Below are 22931 nucleotides of genomic sequence, written 5' to 3' on the forward strand. Positions count from 1 at the left end.
GCGAGCGTTACCTCGTTTGCCTCCATGAATGATTGCTCCCAGTATCTACCCCGCGTGACAACGGCTCGTAAGTGCGTTGGAGTTCGGATGTCCCGTCGGAATAGGCGTTACTCACACTCCTGTCCTTACCGATCATGTGACGGTCGAGCGCGGCATCGGCATATCGCGCATGCCCGGGCGATCGATCGCGAAGCTTGATATTGAACACATGGGGCCCTGTGGTTCTCGATATCATTGCCATGTAGACCCCCACCTCCGGATTGTCTCCGTACGGGCGATTGCGCAATTTTGCTTGATTGAGCTTGAACCTCGCCGTCTGCTCCTGGAGCAAGTCCAGAAAAAACGGATTACCGCTGTGGGAGCCGAAGGCGTTGGTGTTGAACTCACCGAGCATATTCAGATCCCTGTTGGTCACGAGTGGGCCTGTGAGTATTTCGTCTTTCGCTGCCTGCAGAGGATTTTCGCCGAAGGCGGGCTTGAGCATGTCGTCCGTATCGAGGTACATACCTCCCTTTTTGTACTGGATGTAGTTGCGGAGGATGTCACTGGCTGCGGCCAGATTCCGCGTTGCCCTCTCATTCTTCTGAAAGAAAAGAAATGCCTCGTAGTGCGTCGATGCCTTGAAGCCTTCGAACAGCTCCGTGTTTCGCAGATCCACCACCTCCACACCCGGCAGCTTGCTGCGTAGCCTGCTGAGGCTCCCAGAGGTAGCATCATCCGGCAGCACGTAGAGCGTCGGCTTATACCCTTTCGCATTTGCGATGCGGCTGTTGTCGCCAATAAGGTCCGTCAATGCCTTTTCCTTGAAAGGCAGCCCGTCCTTGCCACGCACGCCGCCGAGCCTCATCAACTCGTTGACGTCACCAATCCAAATTTGATTGATTACTTTTGGAATGTCGCTCCTCGGTCCCTGGCGGACACTCGGCCATGACACAGGATCGCGACTGATTCCGAACTCGGTCAGTGCCGCACGCCTGGCCTCACCCGTAGCGCGCGGAGAAGGCACCGCCGGAGCACCCGATGGCCCGCCCGTGACTACGGACTTCCATGCACGGGCGGCGGTGTCGTACTCGACCTCCTCCCACAGTTTTCCGTTCCGGTCGACCAAGCGCCATCTGCATGTTTGCAGATCGAAACGTATGGGCGTCTGGTAGCCGTTCAGGGGCACCATGATGTTTCCGTCCCTGGGCCGATCGATGCCTCGGAAGATGCCCTCCCCCCAGCGCGGCTCGCGCCATTCGATGGGTGGCGGCCTATCGGGAAAACCACCCAGCAACCCGGTATATGGACGCGGATGCCACTCGCCGTTGGTCAACGTAATTGGCCGGCTATTGCCCGCGGCCGTCGGGTGGTAGATCACTCTCTCGACGCTGCCATCGGGCTTGGAGACATTTCGGCTCTTGAACACCTGCCCACGTATCTTTACGTACTCTTGCCCGACGCTATCGCGATACAGATTCGGAGACGGCGAATGCATGGCGCCGGTATCGACATCGCGCACCGCAAACTGCCGCGCGAGACCGTCCCATGCCTCAGATGATCGCGGCGCCGCAACGTTGGCAGGCATCGGGAGCGTAAAGCTTCGCCCCACCGTGGAATGGCGACCGAAGGTGGCCAGTTTGCCTATGGATCGGCCCAGGGCCTTGCCCGCGTAAATGAGTGGACGGGCAAGTAGCGGCGGCCCTACCTCCAGCGCGATGGAGAGTCCAGCCATGCCCAGCTTCCCGTAACAGCCTTCTGCGCCATCCACGAAGCACTCCACGGCTCCCGTCATTCCCATACCGCCTTCCACGAGACCGTAAAGCGGCAGAACCATGCTCAGAAGATCCGACGCACCATTGACGTGATGCGCGACCTCCAGCCGGTCCTTCCGCGACGTCGAAACGGCCATGTGTCGCGATTCGTTCCGAAGCTGGACGAAAAAGGCGAGCGCACTCGCCCGGAGGAAATCGCCCTCGATTGGAACCATTTGCACGTCGCTTCGCCCGCCCCGCAGAAGAATCCGCGTCGCGGCTGCTCGCTCGCCTGAGACGATGGATTGGACGATGTAGGTGCGCAACGCGGCATCGGTTCGGAACAGAGTCGATATGTCGCCGAGGCTGCGGAACGCGCGAAACGCGCTGCCACTCGGCGCATGAGGAGTGTAAAGAACGAACGCTTGGTCTCCCTCCTGGCCTGTCTCGAAAAGCACGACACCACCGCCTACGCTGGCCTCTCCGACGTGAAGATGGCGCACAGCAATTCGCGACGTGGCGCTCGGATGGGCAAGGGCGTGAAGTATCGAGCCAGTCGTTTTTTCCGTCAGTTCGGACCGTGGCAGCGAACCGCCGCTCGCTACCAGCTCGAACGCCATTCGGTGTCCCAACGCCAGTGCAAATGCGTCGAGGTCTATCGTCGCTTGAAAACGATCGACCGCATCGATGTAGCGCTTGGCGACATCCGCCTCACGGACGATACGCGTGACTACTTCATCGGACAGACCGGCGATAGGCAACCCTCTGTCGTCAAGGACCTCGTAATGCGAGAGCTGTCTTTGCGTCGCGACCATGTTCTCAAGCGCGATCTCTGTAAGGCTCAGTTTTTTGCCGGTGTGCCAGGTACCTTTCTCGTCGACCTTGTTCCAATTGCCGTCGTCACCCTGCCAGCGTCGTTGCTTACCCTTGTGGTGTTCGCGGTAGGTCCACTCGAACACGGAAATCGCGTCTGGATCGGTCACTTCCAAACCGGCTGCGACCAGCAGCTTCCTCAGGATGTCTCGTGACAATTCTTTCAAGTCACCAGGAATCGCCAGATCCTTGGTGGTGGCATCGAACGATGCACTGAATTTCTTGAGATAGGTTGCCGCCTTCGTCCACCATGCTCGTTTGGCGGCCATCGTCCCGTCGACAACGTCATCGGGCATCAGCAGCTCGAGAACGCGGCGACTGTTGTAGGCATGGATGACAAACCGTTGATCGAGATCGTCCACCGGGTCGCCATGCGAAGCCAACGTGTGTACGAGTTCTTCTGCCTTCATCGTAGCCTGGGTGGCATGACGGAGTGCCTCGGCGAACTCGCTGGATGCGTTCTGAATCACGCGGCCAATCATCCAGACGAGCCCATTGTCGACGGCGTGCGTGCGTACGGTCGCTGACTCACCGAGCGCCTGCACGATCCACGCATGCATGACCGCGGCGCTGTCGAATACCTTTGTCGAAAGATTGGGAGAAAGCAGCAGCACCTTCCCACAATCGCCCTGAGGAAAGGTCGTGCATGCGCGCTCAGAGACCATCAGCGCGTCGGAGGGCACCACGCTGTTATCGCCTTTGCCTGCGAGGGTGACTTCAATGCCAAGCACGCCAGGCGATCCTTCGCCCGCACTTGGATCAGGAGAAATCACCGCAGAGAGAAGCGACGTGGCCGCCTCGTCGAGCGAGCCCTCGTGGACGCCTGCCTCCACCTCCAGCTTCCTGAGTGCGCCTATCGCTCGCGCCACCCATTGCTTTCGCGTCGGAGCCACCCTCTCGGTCGTGGACCTTCGCTCCGGAAGGGGCTGGTTCCAGAATGCGTCGGACTGCTTGTCGTACGCGTGCTTGAAGCTGGCCGATGTCGCGAGGGCCGCCTCCACCTTGGTCAACCCGGAACCGCCGGCAAGTTCAGAAATCCTCGCGGCGGCGGCCGTAGTGCTCGCAGCGCTGAAGAAGCCTGTCTCGGACTGGTTGTAAACCGGAAAGACACCTTTCGCGGCGATTGCTTCCCGATAGACGTCCAGCAGGCGACGGGAGGACACCGTCTTGCTCGCTTCATTCCCATCCGCTGTGAACGTCGTTACGTAGATGTCGCCAACATCGTATTTCCGCAGAATACCCGGAAACTTCTGGTTCAATTCGTCAGCAAGCGCCCTCTTGGATGCCGACGCGAAGTCGGGCCTACCGGCTATCACCGAGCGCATGTCGCTCAGCAATTGATTGATCGCCTCGGCATCGGGCATCGCCACGGCGGCACCGAGTTTCGCGTTGTCGGCGCCAGTGACTCGCGTCAGCAAGCGCGCTGCGTCCAAGGCATCGTCTGCAGACACTATCTGCCCGTCAGCAAGCTCTTGCGCTGACGACGATGCGGTCTGGCTGAGGCTCATGGCAATCAGCGCCGTCAGCGTATGTCGCACGAACGGTCCCATAGGTAGTCCTTTACGTCTGTGGTGCCCGAGAGTTTTGCGGGCGAGACCACCAGGACCTATAGGCCTTCGCTACATCCGGCGTAGTCTATTGCCGCAGCATGCGATCGCAGATCGCTTCGTAGAGATCGGGCAAGCGTTCCAGATCGGCCAACGACACGCATTCGTCCACCTTGTGGATCGTTGCGTTGACCGGTCCCAGCTCGATGACCTCGGCACCCATCGGTGCGATGAAGCGGCCGTCGGAGGTGCCGCCGCCCGTGCTTTCCTCCGGGTCGATGCCGCAGAGTTCGCGGCAGACTTCGGCCGTGATGCGACGCAGGCGCCCGCCAGGGGGAGCAAGGAAGGGATGGCCCGAGAGATGCCAGTCGAGATCGAACGCCACGTCATGCGCCCGAAGGATGGCCTCCGTGCGCTCACGCAGGCCATCGGCCGTACTGGCGGTGGAGAAACGGAAATTGATCAGCGCTACCAACTCACCGGGGATGACGTTGTTCGCGCCAGTGCCCGCGTGGATATTGGACACCTGGAACGACGTGGGCGGGAAATCGGCATTGCCATCGTCCCAGCGCTCCGCAACCAGGGCCGCAAGCGCAGGTGCGAAACGATGAATCGGATTCAGCGCCTTGTCCGGATAGGCCACATGGCCCTGCACACCTTTTACGGTCAGCGTGCCGGACAGGGAGCCACGTCGACCGACGCGAATGAGGTCGCCGAGTGTCTCCTTGGCCGAGGGCTCACCGACCACACAGGCATCGATCCGCTGCCCGCTGCGCGCGAAATGTTCGACCACCTCGCGTACGCCATGCAGCGCCACGCCTTCCTCGTCGCTGGTAAGCAGCAGGCCCACCGTGCCCGAATGCTGCGGATGTGCCGTGACGAAGCGCTCCAGCGCCACGACCATTGCCGCCACCGAGCCCTTCATATCCGCCGTACCGCGGCCATAGAGCATGCCGTCGTGCTCGGTGGGCTCGAAGGGCGGAAACCGCCAACGCTCCTCCGGACCCGGGGGAACCACGTCGGTGTGCCCGAGGAAGGCCAGCACAGGTTCTTCCGTGCCGTGGGTCGCCCACAGGTTGTCGACATCGCCGAAGCGCAGATGTTCGATATGGAACCCTAAGCGTTCGAGACGCGCAGCAATCAACGGCAGGCAACCTGCATCGTCGGGCGTGACCGAGCGGCGGCGGATCAAGTCCCGGGTGAGATCGATGACAGCAGACATGGCTACTTGGCGAATCGCTTCTTGAAGGCGTTGTCGGAGAAGCCGACGGACACCGTGTCCCCATCGACGACCACCGGACGCTTGATCAGCGCAGGATATTCCTTCAGCAGCAACGTCCATTCCGGATCGGTACGCGGAGCCTTGCGCTGTGGCAGCAGCGTGCGCCACGTAGTGGACGCCTTGTTTACCAGCTTTTCCCATCCGCCAAGGTGCTCGGCCCAGGCTTTAAGCGTGGCGGCAGGCACCGGGTTGGCGCGGTAATCGATGAAGTCGTGCGCGACGTCGAAGCGCGCCAACCAGTTGCGCGCCTTCTTGCAGGTATCGCAGTTGGGCAGACCGTAGAGCGTGATCGTCATCGCGTCATTCGCCGCTGCGCAGGAGTTCGTTGATGCCGGTCTTGGAACGCGTCCTCTCATCCACCTGCTTCACGATGACTGCCGCGTAGAGACTGTGGCTGCCATCCTTCGCCGGAAGGCTGCCCGACACGACGACGCTGCCGGCCGGCACGCGGCCGTAGCTGACCTCGCCGGTGGCACGGTTGTAGATACGCGTGGACTGGCCGAGGAAGACCCCCATGCCGATCACGGAGCCCTTCTCCACCACCACGCCTTCCACGACCTCGGAACGCGCGCCGATGAAGCAACCATCCTCGATGATGGTCGGATTGGCCTGCAGCGGCTCCAGCACGCCACCGATGCCGACGCCACCAGAGAGATGCACGTTGGCACCGATCTGCGCGCACGAGCCCACGGTCGCCCAGGTATCCACCATCGTCCCGGCGCCGACGTAGGCACCGATGTTGGTGTAGCTCGGCATCAGCACGGCATCTTTCGCGATGTGTGCGCCACGGCGTACCAGCGCGCCCGGCACAACGCGCGCGCCGAGGCTCGCGTACTCGGTGGCATCGCCATCCGTAAAGCGCAGGGGCACCTTGTCGAACGCGCTGGACGGACCGCCATCCATGACGCGGTTGCCATTCATGCGGAAGTAGAGAAGCACCGCCTTCTTCAGCCACGCGTTGACCGTCCAGCCGCCTTCACCGTTGGGTTCTGCCACGCGACGCTCGCCGGACTCCAGCAGATTGAGCACCTGCTCAACCGCCTCGCGAAGATCGCCCTCCATCTCGTTCTGGGTGAGGGAGGCGCGACGCTCGAAGGCGTCGTCGATGATGGATTCAAGCGTTTGCATTTGCATGAGGGGAAATCCTGGGGCTTTCGGAGCCGATATGCCGCAACAGGCACGTCCGCACGATCTCCCGATGGTTGGGCGATAGCGGGGCGTCGCTGCGATCGGTGAGTTGGAAGAAGTCCTCGACACGTTCGCCGAACGTGGCGATGCGCGCATCATGCACGCGTACTTCAGCTTCGGCCAGCGCTTGCGCCACGGCGGCAAGCAAGCCGGGACGATCGGTGCAGACCAGGGCGAGTTGTGTGCGTTCGCCCGCGTCCACGAACTCGATGCGCGGAGCCATCTGGAAATGCCGAAGATGCCGCGAGAGGCTACGCTTGGGTGGACCGTGACCCACCGGCTGCTCGAGCGCGCGGAGCATGCGCCCGCGAAGTTCCTCGGCGCGCTGCAAGGTCGCGGGTGCCTGCGAATCCGATTCCAGCAGGAGGAACGTATCGAGCGCCTTGCCGGTGCTGGAGACGAGCACGCGCGCCTCGACCACGGAGAAGCGCAGGCGATCGAGCACGGCCGTCACCGTCGCGAACAGACCGTCGCGATCGGGCGTGTAGATGAAAAGCTCCGTGCTGCCGCGCACCGAGAATGGATGCACTTCCACCAGCGGTGTGGCGCCGTGCGCACGAAGGATGGCGGCGGTCTGCCAGGCGATCTGTTCGGGACGGTGGCGCAGGAAACTCGTGTCGGGAAAGTCTGCCCACACTTTCGCGATGGCATCGGCCGGCACGTGTTCCGCCGCCAGCATGGCGAGCGCGCGCTCGCGGCATTCGCGCACGCGCGAGGTGGCATGGCCGGGCTGCGCGAGATCGCTGCGCAAGGCGAAGCGCGTGGCCGTGTAGAGATCCGCGAGCAGGCGGTCCTTCCACGCGTTCCAGAGCTTGGGACTGGTGCCGATGATGTCGGCGATGGTCAGCAGGTAGAGATGATCGAGGTGTTCCCAGTCCTGCACGATCGCACCGAAGCGATGTACCACGTCGGGATCGGTGATGTCCTGGCGCTGCGCGGTGGTGCTCATGGTGAGGTGATGGCGCACAAGCCATGCAACCAGCTCGACGTCGTCCGTCGGCAACTCGAGACGCGTGCAGAATGCGCGCGCCTCTTCTTCGCCCAGCACGGAATGGTCGCCACCACGGCCCTTGGCGATGTCGTGAAACAGCGCGGCGAGCAACAGAAGTTCAGGCTTTTCCAGGTGCGGCCAGACCTCGCAGGCGATGGGAAAGTCGCGACGGGCGGCGGGATCGGCGAAACGCGCCACGTTGCGCAGCACGCGCAAGGTGTGTTCGTCGACGGTGTAGACGTGAAACAGGTCGTACTGCATCCGCCCCACGACCTTGCCGAAGGCTGGGAGGATCGCCGCAAGCAACCCATGTCGGTTCATGCGCCACAACGCTTCCACCGCGGGCGCCCCTCGACGCAGCAGCGTGAGGAAGGCCGCCAGCACCTGGGGATCATCGGCCAGCGATTCGCCGAGCGCTGAAACAGCATGCTGAATGCGTCGCATGGTTTCCGCGGTAAAGCCCGTGATTCCCGGCTCGTCGAGGCGCGCAATGAATATCTCGACGAGCGCCGAAGGCCGGCGTACGAACAGATGCGGATTGCGCAGTGCGATACGCGAGCCATAGCGAACATAGTCGCTGCCCACCGGCTGCGGTTCGGCCGCCGGGTCCAGCATTTCCTCGAAGCGCTCGACCAATTGCGTGCCGGAACGCTCGATCTGCGTCGCCGCACGGTAATAGCCCTGCATGAACTGCTCGACGCCAAGGTTCTTCGCGTGCTCGTCCTCGAAACCGAGCCGAGCCGCGAGCGCGCGCTGGTAGTCGAACAGGAGACGCTCTTCGGCGCGACCGGCTTCGAGATGCAGCGCGTAGCGATAGCGGCGGAGCGTTTCTTCCGCGCGGGTCAGCCGCGCCGCCTCGACCGGTTCGAGCAGGCCTTCGGCCACCATCGCGTCGAAATCGGGCGCATGCGCCAGTCGCATGCCCAACCAACGGAGCGCGTCCAGCGTGCGTAGCCCGCCGGGGCCATCCTTGAGGTTGGGCTCCAGGTTCTGCGCGGTATCGTCGTAGCGCGCGTGGCGGGCGTCGCGCTCGGCCAGGCGGGCGGCCAGATAAGCGCGTGGCGGCCAGATGTCGGGATCGTCGAGGATGCCGCGCAAGGCGGTGCCGAGGATCGGCCATCCCGCCAGGCGCCGCGCATCGAGCAGGCTGGTGAAGACGCTCGCGTCCTGCGCGGCAAGTTCGCGACACTGGTCCACTGTACGCACCGCATGGCCTGGCTTGAGGCCTACATCCCACAGGCACGCAAAGAACAGCTCCAGCGCCCGCGAGAGCGCGGGCGAGCTTTCGCCCACCATGGCCAGTAGATCCACGTCGGACCGCGGAAACAGCATGCCGCGACCGAATCCGCCCACCGCGAACAGCGCGGCGGCGGCCATGTCACCCAGACAGGCGCCCCACACGTGAACGACGATGCGCTCCACAATCTCGGCCCGACGGCGGGCCAGGGCGGAGGCGTCCTCGCCATCTCGGAACGCCACCGTGAGCGCCCGATCCACGTCACCAAGCAATTGGCGCAGCGAGCGGCGCGCTTCCGGCGAGACGCCCGAACGGGGCACGACGGCGGGCAGGCGTGGAAGCGGTGGCAGCGTCACGTCCGAACCTCCTGGGAAAAGCTCGTTTCCGGCGCGCCTTGCGGCACGACCCGGTACGCTTCGGCGCGCATACGGTGCGCCGTACTACGGAAGAACGATCAGGCGGCGTCGGGCCACGGCGTAAGGATCTCGAAGCCGTCTTCGGTGACGGCAATGGTGTGTTCCCATTGCGCCGACAGCGAATGATCCTTGGTCACCACGGTCCAACCGTCCGGCAGCGACTTCGTCTGCGGCTTGCCGGCGTTGACCATCGGCTCGACGGTGAAGGTCATGCCAGGCTTCAGTTCAAGCCCCGTGCCCGGGCGACCGTAATGCAGAACCTGTGGCTCGTCGTGATAGACCTTGCCGATGCCGTGGCCGCAGTACTCGCGCACGACGGAGAAACCCGCCGCCTCGGCATGCTTCTGGATTGCCGCGCCGACGTCGCCGAGCGTGGCGCCGGGTTTCACGGCCTCGATGCCCTTCATCATCGCTTCGAAGGTGGTGTCCACCAGGCGCTTTGCCAGCACGCTCGGCGTGCCCACGAAATACATGCGGCTGGTGTCGCCGTGCCAGCCGTCCTTGATCACGGTCACGTCGATGTTGACGATGTCGCCGTCCTTCAACACCTTGCTCGGGCTAGGAATGCCGTGACAGATGACGTGGTTGACCGAGGTGCAGGTCGTCTTGGGGTACCCGCGATAGCCCACGTTGGCCGGAATAGCCTTCTGCACGTTCACGATGTGATCGTGGGCGAGCTGGTCCAGATACTCCGTGGTAACGCCCGGCTTCACGTGCGGCACAAGCATCGCCAGCACCTCGGCGGCCAGACGGCCGGCCTCGCGCATGGCCTGGATTTCATCGGGGGTCTTCGGTACGACAGCCATAGTTCTCTCTTTTTTCTTTGCCCTCAGGGGATTGGGCCTGCCTTCCCAGATGGGGGCGCCCCTCCCGGTTGCCAGCCTCGGCTTGCGGCGAGAGGCTTCCAAAGGCTACAATCGGCGAGTTTTGCTGACCGGCGCAGTCATCCACAGGATGAACACGGCGGCGATTCGAAGCGCGATTGTAACCGCACGGCGCCACGCTTGGCCCCGGCGCAAGGCAATCGCTTTAACGCCACACACGCATCGGCACCGCCTTCGGGGTGCCCTACCTGTCGTCGTCGCGAAAGGCGTCGCGTCCAGGTCGGGTCGAAGCCGGGGATGCGTGGAGGTCCCAACCCCCATAGAACCGCCAGAGCGGTTCGCCCAGGAGTATTCCATGGCACAAGTCACCATGCGCGAGATGCTGGAAGCCGGCGTCCATTTCGGTCACCAGACCCGTTACTGGAACCCCAAGATGGCTCCGTACATCTTCGGCGCCCGCGGCAAGATCCACATCATCAACCTCGAGAAGACGCTCCCGCTCTTCAACGACGCGATGAACTTCCTCTCGGGCCTGGCCCAGAAGGGCGGCACCATCCTGTTCGTCGGCACCAAGCGTTCGGCCCGCGAGTCCCTCGCCGAAGAAGCCGCTCGCGCCGGTCAGCCGTTCGTCACCGCCCGCTGGCTCGGCGGCATGCTGACCAACTTCCGCACGGTGAAGCAGTCCGTCGCTCGCCTGAAGGAACTCGAAGCCGCCGAAACCGACGGTTCGTTCGAGCGCCTGGTCAAGCACGAAGTGCTGGCCCGTCGTCGCGAGCGCGAGAAGCTGCAGAACTCGCTGGGCGGCATCAAGGACATGAACCGTCTGCCGGACGCCCTCTTCATCGTCGACATCGGCCATGAAGACATCGCCGTGCAGGAAGCCCGCAAGCTCGGTATCCCGGTCGTCGCCGTTGTCGACACCAACTACGATCCGGCCCTCGTCGACTACGCCATCCCGGGTAACGACGACGCCATCCGCGCCATCCAGCTCTACGCCCGCGCCGCTGCCGACTCCATCCTGGAAGGCAAGGCTGCCGCTCCGAACGCCGCCCGTGGCGACGCCAACGAGTTCGTCGAGCTGGACGAAGAAGGCAACCCGGTCGCCAAGGACGAGGCCCCGCGCGGCGAGCGTCGTGGCGCGCCGGCCAAGAAGGGTGCCCCGCGTCGCGAAGGCGGCCGTGACGGTGGTCGCGGCGCCCGCGCGTAAGCGCCCGCCCCTTCCGCATCACCCGGCGCCGCGGCAACACCGCCGCGGCGCCCATCAAAACATTGAGGAATTACCATGGCTGACATCAGCGCTAGCCTCGTCAAGGAACTGCGTGAGCGTTCCGGCGTTGGCATGATGGAGTGCAAGAAGGCACTCGTCGAAAACAACGGCGACATCGAAATGGCGATGGAATGGCTGCGCAAGAACGGCATGGCCAAGGCTGACAAGAAGGCCGACCGCGTCGCCGCCGAAGGCCTCATCGCCGTCGCGAGCAAGGCCGGCTCGGCCGTGCTGGTCGAAGTGAACAGCGAGACCGACTTCTCGTCGCGCAACGAGCACTTCATTCAGTTCACCAAGGACGTGGCCAACGTTGCTCTCGAGACCGGCGTTGCCGACATCGAAGCTCTGAAGGCCGCCAAGCTCGGCGACGCCTCGGTCGAGGAAGGCGCGAAGGCGCTCACCCTCACCATCGGCGAGAAGTTCGAAGTCCGCCGCATGGCCAGCGTGCAGAACGACGGCCCCATCGGCGCCTACTCGCACAGCGGCCGCATCGGCGTTCTGGTCGCGCTCAAGGGTGGCTCGGAAGAGCTGGCCAAGGGCATTGCCATGCACGTCGCCGCGATGAACCCCAAGTTCATCAAGGTGGAAGACGTTCCGGCCGACTTCCTCGAGAAGGAAAAGGAAATCGAGCTTTCGAAGATGACGGACAAGGACAAGGCCAAGCCGGCCGACATCCTCGACAAGATCGTCTCGGGCAAGGTCAACAAGATCCTGGCCGAAGTGACCCTCGTCGGTCAGCCGTACGTGCTCGACGGCGACGTCACCGTGGCGGAAGCCCTCAAGAAGGGTGGCGCCGAGATCGTGTCGGTCGCGCGCCTGGCAGTTGGCGAAGGCATCGAGAAGGTCGCTGACGATTTCGCGGCCGAAGTGATGAAGCAGGCCGGCCTGGCGTAAGCCTTTCCCGTAAGCTGCAAAGAAAAGGCCGCGATTGCGGCCTTTTCTTTGCGTGAAGCGTAAACAGTGAACCGCACGTAGAAGCTGCTCCGTTTTTGCTGTTCACGGTTCACTCTTCACGGTTCACTCTTCACGCTAAACTACGGCCGTTTTGCCCCACACAATCTGGAGACCCCCATGAGCAATCCGCTGAACCACCGCCGCATCCTGCTCAAGCTCTCCGGTGAAGCCCTCATGGGCAGCGAGGATTACGGCATCGATCCGAAGGTGATCGGGCGGCTCGCGAAGGAAATTCTCGAAGTTCGCGACGCCGGTGTGCAGGTGGGCGTCGTCATCGGTGGCGGCAACATCTTCCGCGGCGCTGGCCTCGCGGCCGCGGGCATGGACCGCGTCACCGGCGATCACATGGGTATGCTCGCCACCGTGATGAACGCGCTGGCCATGCAGGACGCCATCGAGAAACTCGGCGGCGAGGCACGCACCATGAGCGCCATCAAGATCAACGAGGTATGCGAGGACTTCATCCGTCGTCGTGCCATCCGTCATCTGGAAAAGGGCCGCGTGACCCTGTTCGCCGCGGGCATCGGCAACCCGTTCTTCACGACGGATTCGGCCGCCGCGCTGCGTGCTGTCGAAGTGGGTGCGGACCTTCTGCTCAAGGCCACCAAGGTCGATGGCGTGTATTCCGCCGATCCGAAACGCGATCCGAGCGCCCAGCGCTACGACCATCTCACCTATAACCAGGTGATCGAGCGTCGGCTGGAGGTCATGGATACCGCCGCCATCGCCTTGTGCCGAGAGAACAAGCTGCCCCTGCGCATCTACGACATGACCGCGCCCGGCAACCTCATGAAGATCATGCACGGCGAGGCGGTAGGTACGCTCGTCGACGCCGGCTGAACCGACGCTTCCGTGGCACGGCGCAGCATGGCCGTGCCGACGCCGCTGCTATACTCGCCTGCTGACCCGTTCCACCGGATGAAAGCCCATGATCAACGACATCAAGAAAGATGCTGAGACCCGCATGGGCAAGAGCATCGACTCGCTAAAGCACGACCTGAAGACGATCCGCACCGGCCGCGCCAACCCGTCGATCCTCGAGAACATCCGCGTGCCCTATTACGGCACCGACACCCCTCTCTCGCAGGTCGCCAACGTGACCACGCCGGATGCGCGCTCGCTGTCCGTGAAGCCGTTCGACAAGAGCATGGTCGGCCCGATCGAGAAGGCCATCATGGCGTCCGATCTGGGCATCACGCCGACCACGATGGGCATGGACATCCGCCTGAACTTCCCGCCGCCGACGGAGGAGCGCCGCAAGGAACTCGCCAAGAGCGTGGCGAAGGAAGGCGAGCAGGCCAAGATCGCCATCCGCAACGTGCGCCGCGATGCCGTGCAGCACGTCGCCAAGCTGCTCAAGGACAAGGAAATCACCGAGGACGACCAGAAGCGCGCCGACGACGACATCCAGAAGCTCACGGACAAATACGTGAAGCTGGTCGACGACGTGGTCAAGGAAAAGGAAAAGGAGCTGATGGCGCTCTGACGCGCCATCGGAACCGTCCCATGGCAGCGAGGCCCGACGCCCGGGTACCCCGCCACCTCGCCATCGTGATGGATGGCAACGGCCGCTGGGCGAAGCAGCGCTTTCGCCCGCGCACGTTCGGTCACCATGCCGGCCAAAAGGCCGTTCGCGAGGCCGTGGAATTCTGCCTGCGCCAGGGCATCGCGTCGCTGACGCTGTTCGCCTTCTCCAGCGAGAACTGGCAACGGCCGCCCGGCGAGGTATCCGCCCTGATGGAGTTGTTCCTGAAAGCGATCGACCGCGAGGTGGACGAGCTTCACGGCAACGGCGTGCGCATTCGCTTCGTGGGCGATCTGGAACCCTTCGCGCCCGAACTGCGCGAGCGCATGGAAGCCGCCATGGCGCGCACCGAGAACAACGCCGCGCTCAACATGAACGTGGCAGTGAACTACGGCGGTCGCTGGGATATCGCGCGCGCCGCACGCCTCGCGGCAGAAGCGGCAGCTCGCGGCGAATTCGCCATCGGCGATATCGACGAACAGCGCCTGCACGGTTATACCTGCCTGGCCGACCAGCCGCCGCTGGACCTGTTCATCCGCACCGGCGGCGAGCGCCGGGTAAGCAACTTCCTGCTCTGGCAGATCGCCTATGCCGAGCTCTACTTCACCGACACCCTGTGGCCCGACGTCGACCAGGCCTGCCTTGCCGAGGCCCTGGACGACTATGCCCGCCGCGAGCGCCGCTTCGGGCGCACCGGCGAACAGGTCGCGGGCTGACGCCGGAATCCCATGCTCAAGCAACGCATCATCACCGCTGCGATCCTCATACCCCTGGTCCTGGCGCTGATCCTCCTGCCGCCCACCGGCTTCTTCGCCGCGCTGATCGCTATCGTCTTCGTGGGCGCGGCGTGGGAATGGAGCCTGCTGGCGGGCTGCCGCACCCAGGCAGGCCGTGCCATCGTCACGGTGGCAGCGGCCGCGATCTTCGCCGCCCTGCTGATCATCCGCACGCCGGGCCTGCTGACCCTGCTGACCGTCATCGGCGTAGCCTGGTGGATCGGCTGCTGCTTCTGGCTGCGAAACTTCAACTTTTCTGCCGCCCCCAATGCAGAGAATCGCCTGCTCAAGCTCGGAACCGGCGCACTGGTGATCGTGCCCGCCTTCGCCGCGGCCACACTCCTGCACTCCAGTGAGCGTGGCAACTGGTGGACCCTGCTCGCGCTCGTGATCGTCTGGGCCGCCGACACGGGCGCCTATTTCAATGGACGGCAGTTCGGCCGGCGCAAGCTGGCGCCGCGCATCAGCCCGGGCAAGACCTGGGCTGGCGTGTACGGCGCGGTCATGGCGGGCGGTCTCGTGGCCTTCCTTGGTGGATACCTGCTCGGCGTGCGCGGCACCTGGCCGCTGTGCGGCATGGTCGTGCTCGGCATCGCCACCGTCGGCATTGCCGTTGTGGGCGACCTGTTCGAGAGCCTGATGAAGCGCCATGCGGCCGTGAAGGATTCGGGCGCGCTCTTCCCTGGGCATGGCGGTCTGCTCGACCGTCTCGACAGCGTCTTCGCCGCCTTGCCTGTGTTCGTGGCCGGCAAGCTCCTGCTGGGCCTCTGAGCATGAGTCCGCGTCAGGTCGCGGTGCTGGGCGCTACCGGCTCCATCGGTGGCAGTACGCTCGACGTCATCGCCCGCCATCCCGAGCGTTTCCGCGCCAGCGTGCTCGTGGCCCATCGCGATACCCAGGCGCTGGCCGTGCTGTGTGAGCGCTTTCGTCCCGACCTGGCGATCATCGCCGATCCCGCCATGGAAGCCGACCTTGCTCGCCGGCTTGCAGCGGCCGGCGTCGTCTGCGAGGTGGCCTCCGGCGCCGACGCCGTCACCGCGGCGGCAGCCGGACCGCTGTGCGACACGGTCGTCGCCGCCATCGTCGGCGCGGCAGGCCTCGATTCCACCCTGGCCGCGGCGCGCGCGGGCAAGCGCCTGCTCCTGGCCAACAAGGAATCCATCGTGATGGGTGGCGCCCTGCTTCTGGACGCGCTGCGCCAGGGCGGTGGCGACCTCATCCCTATCGATTCCGAACACAACGCCATCTTCCAGTGCCTGCCTGGCGGACGGCCCGACCTCGCTCGGTCGGGCGTTCGCCGGCTCATCCTGACCGCCTCGGGTGGCCCCTTCCGCGGCCGGAAGCGCGCCGATCTGGGCGCGATCACACCCGACGAAGCCTGCGCACACCCCAAGTGGTCCATGGGCCGGAAGATCTCGGTCGACTCCGCCACCCTGATGAACAAGGGGTTGGAAGTGATCGAAGCCCATCACCTGTTCGCCGCACCGGTCGATGCCATCGAAGTGGTGGTCCACCCGCAAAGCCTGGTCCATTCCCTTGTCGACTACGTGGACGGGTCGGTCCTCGCGCAGCTCGGCAACCCGGATATGCGCACCGCGATCGCCTGCGCCCTCGCCTTTCCCGAGCGGATCGAGGCGGGCGTGGCGCCCCTCGATCTGGCCGCCCACGCCCGGCTCGACTTCGAAGCCCCCGACCTGGAAACCTTCCGTTGCCTCGCCCTCGCCTTCGCGGCGCTGCGCGCGGGTGGCGATGCCACCGCCATCCTCAATGCCGCCAACGAGGTAGCCGTAGAGGCGTTCCTCGCCGGTTCCCTCCCCTTTTTGGGCATCTCGGAACTGGTAGAGCGCGTACTTGAGGAACTGCCGGCCCAAGCCGTGGTCGATGTCCAGACCCTTGTGGCACGTGACGCCGAAGCTCGTCGGGCGGCGCGGGGCGTGCTCCATCGCGCTTACTGCTAAACTCGCTCCACTCCAACACTTTTTCCACCGAGACCCTCCCTCCCCGATGAGCCCTGTCCTAGGTTCCGTGTTCTGGCTGCTGGTTACGCTCGGCGTGCTGGTGACCTTCCATGAATTCGGCCACTACTGGGTCGCTCGCCGCTGTGGCGTGCGGGTGTTGCGCTTCTCGGTGGGCTTTGGGCGCCCGCTGTGGCGTCGCGTGGCGAAGGACGGCACCGAGTATCAGATCGCAGCGATTCCCCTTGGCGGCTACGTCAAGATGCTGGACGCCCGCGAGGGCGACGTCTCGCCGGCCGAGCGCGACGAAGAATTCACCGGCAAGTCGGTGTGGAAGCGGATCGCCATCGTCGCGGCCGGTCCCGCCTTCAATCTCATCTTCACCGTCGTCGCCTTCTGGGCGATGTACATGATTGGCAAGCCGGATGTGGCCCCGGTCGTCACCGCAAATACCGGTAGCGTGGCCGCCGCTGCGGGCATCCGCCCGGGCGATCGCCTGATCGCGATGAATGGCGATGCCGTGGCCACGTGGAGCGACGCCACCGAGATCCTCGCCAACGCGCTGCTCGGCAACGAACCGCTGCCGGTGCGCGTCAAGGGCCTCGACGGCACCCAGCGAGACGTGGTGCTGCCCGTGCAGCGGCTCGATGCCGGCGGCGACATCGGCAAGCGTTTCGACCAGCTGGGACTCGGCCTGCAAGCGCCGCCGGTCGTCGGCCAGGTCGTGCCGGGCGATCCCGCTGCCCTCGCCGGCATCCGCACAGGCGACCGCATCCTCAGCGTCAACGGCAAGCCGGTATCGGATTTCAGCGACTTCACCCGGATCGTGCCGGAGCAGGCTGCGATCTCGCCGAAGCTCAACGTCGCCGTGCAGCGTGACGGCCAGACAAAGACCATCGAAGTCACGGCGCGGATGAAATCCGAACAGGGCCAGCCCACGCGCTGGCTGATCGGCGTGGCCCGCCAGGCCCCGGAAGAAGCCACGCTCCGCTACGGACCCGTGCGCGCCTTCAGCGAGTCGCTTCGCGCCACCTGGTCGGGCACCACGTCCACCTTCAACCTGATCGGCAAGATGCTCTCCGGCGAGGCATCCACCAAGAACCTCTCCGGTGTCATCGGCATCGCGCAGGTGGCCAACGATTCGGCCAATCGCGGCCTCGGCTGGTTCCTCAACTTCCTCGCCCTGGTCTCGCTCAGCCTTGCCATTCTGAATCTGCTTCCCATCCCGGTCTTGGACGGTGGGCACCTGCTGTATTACCTTATCGAGTTGATCAAGGGCAGCCCGGTCAGCGAACGCACCATGATCGCCGGCCAATATGTGGGCATCCTCCTGCTGTTCACGCTGATGGGGCTCGCGTTCTTCAACGATATTCAGCGAATGCTCGTGTCGTGAGTCGGTGCCGCGCAGTACGCGGGTCCGACGCACGTGCGCGCCTTCGCACGGCATCACCGTATCACCCAGGCTACGGGCGCACACGCGCTCTGCGCCGAACGACGCTGGGCATGAGCCCGGCGCGTGCTCCTCTTCGGTCGCCGGCCTCGTCCGCCGTCGACTGGAATTAACCCAACGGAATCGACGATGAAGCGTATCGCCGCCCTGATCCTGCTTGCCTCCCTGTCCGCCAATGCGCTTGCCGCTTTCGAGCCGTTTGTCGTTTCCGACATCCGTATCGACGGCCTGACGCGCATCGCGCAGGGCACGGTGCTGAGCTACCTGCCGATCGAAAAGGGCGAGACCCTTAGCGACGACAAGGCCCAGGCCGCTATCCGCGCCCTGTACCAAACCAAGTTCTTCAGCGACGTCGAACTCGACCGCCAGGGCGACATCCTGGTGATCAAGGTCATCGAGCGTCCCGCCATCGCCAAGCTCACGCTGCGCGGCAACAAGGACATCAAGGAAGACGACCTGCGCAAGGGCCTGAAGGAAATCGGCCTGGCCGAAGGCGAGACCTTCGACCGCCTGTCGCTCGACCGCGTGCAGCAGGAACTGATCCGCCAGTACTACAACCGCGGCAAGTACAACGTCTCGGTCGAGCCACACGTCACGCGTCTGGATCGCAACCGCGTGGCGATCGACATCGAAATCCGCGAAGGCAAGGCAGCGAAGATCAAGGAGATCAACGTCGTCGGCAACAAGGCTTTCAGCGACAAGGAAATTCGCGACGGCTTCGAGTCGAACACCACCAACTGGCTGTCCTGGTACTCGAAGGACGACCAGTACTCGCGCGAGAAGCTCTCCGGCGATCTGGAGAAGCTCAGCAACTACTACATGAACCGCGGCTACGCCGACTTCGGCATCGATTCCACCCAAGTGGCGATCAGCCCGGACAAGCGCGCCATGTACGTGGACGCGAGCGTGAAGGAAGGCGAGGTCTACACCGTCTCCGACGTGAAGCTGCTCGGCGAACTGATCCTTCCCGAAGAGACCCTGCGCAAGCTGGTCTTCATCCACAAGGGCGACACCTTCAATCGCGGTGCAATCGAAGCCAGCACCGACGCGATCAAGGGCATCCTCGCCAACATCGGCTACGCGTTCGCCAAGGTCACGCCGATTCCGAAGCTCGACAAGGACAAGCGCACTGCCGACCTCACGCTCTTCATCGAGCCGGGCAAGCGTGTGTACGTTCGTCGCGTGGTGTTCCAGGGCAATACCCGTACGGAAGACGAGGTGCTGCGCCGTGAAATGCGCCAGCTCGAAGGCTCCTGGTATTCGCAGGGCGCCATCGATCGTTCGAAGACCCGCCTGCAGCGCCTCGGCTACTTCAAGACCGTGGACATCGACAAGGCACTGGTTCCCGGCACCGTCGACCAGGTCGACCTGACCGCCAAGGTCGAGGAACAGTCGGCCGGCTCGCTGATGTTCGGCGTGGGTTACTCGCAGTATTCCGGCATCATCCTGTCGGCGTCCGTGTCGCAGAACAACTTCCTCGGTACGGGTGACCGCTTCTCCATCGGCGCGGAAACCAGCACGTACTACAAGCGCGTCAACGCGAGCTACACCAACCCCTACCTGACCGACTCCGGTATCCAGATCGGTTACAACCTGGGTTACAGCAAGCTCGACTACGGCGATACCGACCTCGCCAACTACACGTACAGCACGAAGTCGTTCGAGACCACGCTGTCGTTCCCGATCACCGACTTCGACTCGGTGTCGACGAGCCTGGGCGTCAGCTCCAATCTCATCAACACCTCGTTCTACACGCCGAGCCAGCTCGTGGCGTACCAGGACGCCATTGGCAACAAGACGATCCATTCGTGGACGTCGAGCCTCGGCTACTCGCACGACACGCGCAACAGCTACTGGGCCCCGACCCGCGGTGGTCAGCTCACGGCATCGGTCTCGGGTTCGCTGCCGGGCTCCACCGTGCAGTACTACAAGCTGTTCGGCGAAGCCAACCACTACTGGCCCATCGGCAAGGGCTTCGTGCTCTACCTCGACGGCCAGATCGGGTACGGCAAGACCTACGGCCAGACCTACGATCACAACGGGTACTACTACACCGTCGGCGCGGACGGCCAGCCCGTCCAGCACCTGCTGTACCAGAAGGGTGACAAGGTCGAATTCCCGTTCTGGGAGAACTACTACGCCGGTGGCGTGCGCGACGTGCGCGGCTTCCAGGACAACACCCTCGGTCCGCGCTTGTGCGACGGCGGCAGCACCACGCTGGCGCCGAACTCGAAGGGCCAGTGCACGGGCGGCTACTACAGCTACGGCCAGCCGGTCGGTGGCGCGTTCAAGGTGCTGGGTACGGCGCAGGTGTTCCTGCCCCTGCCCTTCCTGAAGGACGTGAACACGGCCCGCGTGTCCTGGTTCGTGGACGTCGGCAATGTCTACAAGAACTATGGCGCGTTCGACGCCAGCGAGCTGCGTGCCTCCACCGGCCTCTCGCTGCAGTGGCAGGCGCCGATCGGTCCGCTGATCATCAACTTCGCCGTGCCGTTCCGTAAGAAGGACGCCGACAGCCGCTTCGTCGAGCGCATCCAGTTCACCTTCGGCAACACGTTCTAAAGCTCCAATCAAAGAACCTGTAGAATCAGAGGGGTGGCTCAAACGCCACCCCTTTCTTTTGGGAGTTTTCCGTGAGCGGGAATCCGCAATTCACTCTTGGCGAACTGGCCGAGCGGTTCGGGCTGGAGGCGCACGGCGATCCGGCCACCACCGTGGACGGTGTCGGCACCTTGGCGACAGCCACGCCCAACCAGTTCACCTTTCTGTCGAACCCGAAATACACCTCGCAGCTCACCGAATCCCAGGCGGGCATCGTGGTACTCGCGGCCGAGTCCCTGCCCTTGCGCCAGGGCGCTGCGCTGGTAGCGAAGGACCCCTACGTCGCTTACGCGAAGATCGCGGCGCTGTTCGAAAAGCATGCCGATGCGCCGCATGGCATCCACGTGAGTGCCGTGGTGTCGCCGTCGGCACGCGTGCATCCCAGCGCGAGCGTCGGTCCTTGCTGCGTCGTCGAAGATGGCGCCGTCATCGAGGAAAACGCCGTACTCGGTCCGCATTGCACGATTGGACCGGGTTGCGTCGTCGGTGCAGGCAGCCGCCTCGTGGCGCGCGTGACCCTCGTCATTCGAGTCACCCTCGGCAAGCGTGTCCTCGTGCATCCGGGCGCGGTCATCGGCTCCGACGGGTTTGGCATCGCGTTCGACCGCGACCACTGGGTCAAGCTTCCCCAACTGGGCGGCGTGCGCATCGGCGACGACTGCGAGATCGGGGCCAACACGACCATCGACCGCGGTGCGCTCGACGACACGGTGCTCGAAGAGGACGTACGCCTCGACAACCAGATTCAGATCGCCCACAACGTGCACATTGGCGCGCACACGGCCATGGCGGGCTGCTCGGCCGTCGCCGGTAGCGCGAAAATCGGCCGTTACTGCCTCATCGGCGGCAATGCGGGCATCCTGGGCCACCTCGAACTGGCCGACCGGGTTACCATCACGGCAAAAAGCCTCGTGACGGCATCGATCAGGGAATCCGGTGAATATTCGTCCGGCTCCCCGCTGCAGGAGAACCGCCTATGGCGGCGAAATGCAGCGCGCATGAAACATCTCGACGAGTACGCGCGTCGCCTCGCGGCGCTGGAAAAGGATAAAGGGCAATGACCGAAACGAAAGCTGCCGTGACGCTGCCGGTGGACGTGGAGCAGATCCAGCGGCTTCTGCCGCATCGCTACCCGTTCCTGCTGGTGGACCGGGTCATCGAGATCGATCCGGGCAAGACCATCACCGCGATCAAGAACGTCACGATCAACGAGCCGTTCTTCCAGGGTCATTTTCCCGGCCATCCGGTCATGCCGGGCGTTTTGATCGTCGAAGCCATGGCGCAGACGGCCGGCCTGCTCACGCAGATCACCAGCCAGATCGACGGCCAGTCGGGCAGCCCGCTGTTCTACCTGGTCAAGGTGGACAACGCGCGCTTCTCCGCTGTGGTCGCCCCCGGCGACCAGCTGCGCATGGAGGTGTCGCTCAAGCGTCTCATCCGCGGCATGGGCCTGTTCGAGGCGCAGGCCAAGGTCGACGGCAAGATCGTCGCCTGCTGCGAACTGATGTGCGCCGCGAGGGCCGACAAATGATCCATGCCACCGCGCAGATCGATCCGTCCGCACGTATCGCGGACAACGTCAGCATTGGTGCCTACAGCATCATCGGCGCGGACGTGGTCATCGGCGAAGGCACGACCATCGGTCCGCACGTGGTGATCGAAGGTCCCACCGTCATCGGGCGGGACAATCGCATTTCCCAGTTCGCCTCCATCGGCGGCCCGCCGCAGGACAAGAAGTGGCAGGGTGAGCGCACCGAGGTCGTCATCGGCGATCGCAACCTCATCCGCGAGTTCGTCACCATCAACCGCGGCACGGGTGACGGCGGCGGTATCACCCGCATCGGCAGCGACAACTGGCTGCTGGCCTACGTGCATGTTGCGCATGATTGCCAGGTGGGCAACCATGTCGTTTTCTCGAACTACTCGGCCCTGGCCGGGCATGCCGAGATCGGCGACTGGACCATCCTCTCCGGCTATTCCGGCGTGCATCAGTTCTGCAAGGTGGGCGCGCACGCGTTCATCGGCATGGGCTGTCTCGTGGGTTCGGACGTGCCGCCGTTCGTGATGATGGCCAACGAGACGCGTGGCCGTCCGCGCGGCATCAACAGCGAAGGCCTGAAGCGACGCGGCTTCGACACCACCCGCATCGCCGCCATCAAGCGTGCCTACCGCACCTTGTACATGGCAGGCCTGCCGCTCGCCGAAGCACGCGAACAGCTGATGGCCCAGGCCGAAACGAGCGAAGACGTGCGTCAGATGCTCGAATTCATCGACCGGAGCGAGCGCTCGCTCGCCAGGTAATGCCCGTCGGC

17 protein-coding genes and 1 pseudogene are annotated in these 22931 nt (G+C 64.1%); 12 read left to right on the forward strand and 6 right to left on the reverse strand.

The genetic code is table 11. The features are described 5' to 3' along the window. Positions 1-7 precede the first annotated feature (7 nt). The 6 genes and pseudogenes from IM816_RS13655 to map form a co-directional block, all read right to left on the reverse strand. On the reverse strand, positions 8-4156 hold the full coding sequence (locus IM816_RS13655; RefSeq protein ID WP_250338491.1) for a dermonecrotic toxin domain-containing protein: 4149 nt from the start codon (positions 4154-4156) through the stop codon (positions 8-10). Between the two features lie 85 nt (positions 4157-4241). After that, entirely contained in the window at positions 4242-5375 is a 1134-nt protein-coding gene (gene dapE, locus IM816_RS13660; protein WP_250338492.1) for a succinyl-diaminopimelate desuccinylase, read from the reverse strand. A gap of 2 nt (positions 5376-5377) precedes the next feature. Beyond that, positions 5378-5731, reverse strand: coding sequence for an arsenate reductase (locus tag IM816_RS13665; protein WP_250338493.1), 354 nt, complete (start codon positions 5729-5731; stop codon positions 5378-5380). Between the two features lie 4 nt (positions 5732-5735). Further along, entirely contained in the window at positions 5736-6722 is a 987-nt protein-coding gene (gene dapD / locus IM816_RS13670; protein ID WP_425602582.1) for a 2,3,4,5-tetrahydropyridine-2,6-dicarboxylate N-succinyltransferase, read from the reverse strand. Beyond that, a pseudogene (gene glnD / locus IM816_RS13675) lies at positions 6670-9207 on the reverse strand ([protein-PII] uridylyltransferase); the annotation flags it as partial. The pseudogene glnD and the gene dapD, both read right to left, overlap by 53 nt. 98 nt (positions 9208-9305) lie before the next feature. Next, positions 9306-10073 carry a type I methionyl aminopeptidase gene (map, locus tag IM816_RS13680; RefSeq protein WP_250338495.1) on the reverse strand — a complete coding sequence of 256 codons (768 nt, stop codon included), beginning with the start codon at positions 10071-10073 and terminating at the stop codon, positions 9306-9308. Positions 10074-10446: 373 nt separating this feature from the next. Between map and rpsB the strand changes: the two genes are divergently transcribed. The 12 genes from rpsB to lpxA all read left to right on the forward strand — a co-directional run bounded on the left by rpsB (position 10447) and on the right by lpxA (position 22920). After that, positions 10447-11298 carry a 30S ribosomal protein S2 gene (rpsB, locus tag IM816_RS13685; RefSeq protein ID WP_072321766.1) on the forward strand — a complete coding sequence of 284 codons (852 nt, stop codon included), beginning with the start codon at positions 10447-10449 and terminating at the stop codon, positions 11296-11298. A gap of 75 nt (positions 11299-11373) precedes the next feature. Next, positions 11374-12252 carry a translation elongation factor Ts gene (tsf, locus tag IM816_RS13690; RefSeq protein WP_250338496.1) on the forward strand — a complete coding sequence of 293 codons (879 nt, stop codon included), beginning with the start codon at positions 11374-11376 and terminating at the stop codon, positions 12250-12252. A gap of 177 nt (positions 12253-12429) precedes the next feature. Further along, on the forward strand, positions 12430-13152 hold the full coding sequence (gene pyrH, locus IM816_RS13695; RefSeq protein ID WP_250338497.1) for a UMP kinase: 723 nt from the start codon (positions 12430-12432) through the stop codon (positions 13150-13152). Positions 13153-13240: 88 nt separating this feature from the next. Further along, complete coding sequence (frr, locus tag IM816_RS13700) at positions 13241-13798, forward strand: ribosome recycling factor (protein ID WP_250338498.1); 558 nt, start codon at positions 13241-13243, stop codon at positions 13796-13798. Between the two features lie 20 nt (positions 13799-13818). After that, a complete protein-coding gene (gene uppS, locus IM816_RS13705) occupies positions 13819-14553 on the forward strand; it encodes a polyprenyl diphosphate synthase (protein WP_250338499.1) in 735 nt (244 codons plus the stop codon). Between the two features lie 12 nt (positions 14554-14565). Beyond that, positions 14566-15384: a phosphatidate cytidylyltransferase gene (locus IM816_RS13710; protein WP_250338500.1), complete on the forward strand. Its 819-nt coding sequence runs from the start codon at positions 14566-14568 to the stop codon at positions 15382-15384. Between the two features lie 2 nt (positions 15385-15386). Then, on the forward strand, positions 15387-16571 hold the full coding sequence (locus IM816_RS13715) for a 1-deoxy-D-xylulose-5-phosphate reductoisomerase (protein WP_250338501.1): 1185 nt from the start codon (positions 15387-15389) through the stop codon (positions 16569-16571). A 46-nt stretch (positions 16572-16617) separates the two neighbouring features. Continuing rightward, a complete protein-coding gene (gene rseP, locus IM816_RS13720; RefSeq protein ID WP_250338502.1) occupies positions 16618-17961 on the forward strand; it encodes an RIP metalloprotease RseP in 1344 nt (447 codons plus the stop codon). 186 nt (positions 17962-18147) lie between these two features. Then, positions 18148-20580 carry an outer membrane protein assembly factor BamA gene (gene bamA / locus IM816_RS13725; protein WP_250338503.1) on the forward strand — a complete coding sequence of 811 codons (2433 nt, stop codon included), beginning with the start codon at positions 18148-18150 and terminating at the stop codon, positions 20578-20580. Between the two features lie 71 nt (positions 20581-20651). After that, positions 20652-21680 carry a UDP-3-O-(3-hydroxymyristoyl)glucosamine N-acyltransferase gene (lpxD, locus tag IM816_RS13730; RefSeq protein ID WP_072321775.1) on the forward strand — a complete coding sequence of 343 codons (1029 nt, stop codon included), beginning with the start codon at positions 20652-20654 and terminating at the stop codon, positions 21678-21680. After that, the gene (gene fabZ / locus IM816_RS13735) at positions 21677-22150 is read left to right on the forward strand and encodes a 3-hydroxyacyl-ACP dehydratase FabZ (RefSeq protein ID WP_072321776.1); all 474 of its coding nucleotides are present in this window, start codon (positions 21677-21679) and stop codon (positions 22148-22150) included. The genes lpxD and fabZ overlap by 4 nt, the downstream gene beginning before the upstream one ends. Next, on the forward strand, positions 22147-22920 hold the full coding sequence (gene lpxA, locus IM816_RS13740; RefSeq protein WP_250338504.1) for an acyl-ACP--UDP-N-acetylglucosamine O-acyltransferase: 774 nt from the start codon (positions 22147-22149) through the stop codon (positions 22918-22920). Before fabZ ends, lpxA begins: the two co-directional genes overlap by 4 nt. Positions 22921-22931 lie beyond the last annotated feature (11 nt).

This window comes from Luteibacter flocculans, assembly GCF_023612255.1.
Classification (GTDB): domain Bacteria; phylum Pseudomonadota; class Gammaproteobacteria; order Xanthomonadales; family Rhodanobacteraceae; genus Luteibacter; species Luteibacter flocculans.

What these genes read in the sequence shown, in the direction of transcription:
- tsf (WP_250338496.1), top strand. Translation starts at nt 11,374, where the DNA reads ATGGCTGACATCAGCGCTAGCCTCGTCAAGGAACTGCGTGAGCGTTCC.
- pyrH (WP_250338497.1), top strand. Translation starts at nt 12,430, where the DNA reads ATGAGCAATCCGCTGAACCACCGCCGCATCCTGCTCAAGCTCTCCGGT.
- bamA (WP_250338503.1), top strand. Translation starts at nt 18,148, where the DNA reads ATGAAGCGTATCGCCGCCCTGATCCTGCTTGCCTCCCTGTCCGCCAAT.
- rseP (WP_250338502.1), top strand. Translation starts at nt 16,618, where the DNA reads ATGAGCCCTGTCCTAGGTTCCGTGTTCTGGCTGCTGGTTACGCTCGGC.
- lpxA (WP_250338504.1), top strand. Translation starts at nt 22,147, where the DNA reads ATGATCCATGCCACCGCGCAGATCGATCCGTCCGCACGTATCGCGGAC.
- frr (WP_250338498.1), top strand. Translation starts at nt 13,241, where the DNA reads ATGATCAACGACATCAAGAAAGATGCTGAGACCCGCATGGGCAAGAGC.
- fabZ (WP_072321776.1), top strand. Translation starts at nt 21,677, where the DNA reads ATGACCGAAACGAAAGCTGCCGTGACGCTGCCGGTGGACGTGGAGCAG.
- rpsB (WP_072321766.1), top strand. Translation starts at nt 10,447, where the DNA reads ATGGCACAAGTCACCATGCGCGAGATGCTGGAAGCCGGCGTCCATTTC.
- IM816_RS13710 (WP_250338500.1), top strand. Translation starts at nt 14,566, where the DNA reads ATGCTCAAGCAACGCATCATCACCGCTGCGATCCTCATACCCCTGGTC.
- uppS (WP_250338499.1), top strand. Translation starts at nt 13,819, where the DNA reads ATGGCAGCGAGGCCCGACGCCCGGGTACCCCGCCACCTCGCCATCGTG.
- dapD (WP_425602582.1), bottom strand. Translation starts at nt 6,722, where the DNA reads ATGATGCGCGCATCGCCACGTTCGGCGAACGTGTCGAGGACTTCTTCC.
- dapE (WP_250338492.1), bottom strand. Translation starts at nt 5,375, where the DNA reads ATGTCTGCTGTCATCGATCTCACCCGGGACTTGATCCGCCGCCGCTCG.
- map (WP_250338495.1), bottom strand. Translation starts at nt 10,073, where the DNA reads ATGGCTGTCGTACCGAAGACCCCCGATGAAATCCAGGCCATGCGCGAG.
- IM816_RS13665 (WP_250338493.1), bottom strand. Translation starts at nt 5,731, where the DNA reads ATGACGATCACGCTCTACGGTCTGCCCAACTGCGATACCTGCAAGAAG.
- IM816_RS13715 (WP_250338501.1), top strand. Translation starts at nt 15,387, where the DNA reads ATGAGTCCGCGTCAGGTCGCGGTGCTGGGCGCTACCGGCTCCATCGGT.
- IM816_RS13655 (WP_250338491.1), bottom strand. Translation starts at nt 4,156, where the DNA reads ATGGGACCGTTCGTGCGACATACGCTGACGGCGCTGATTGCCATGAGC.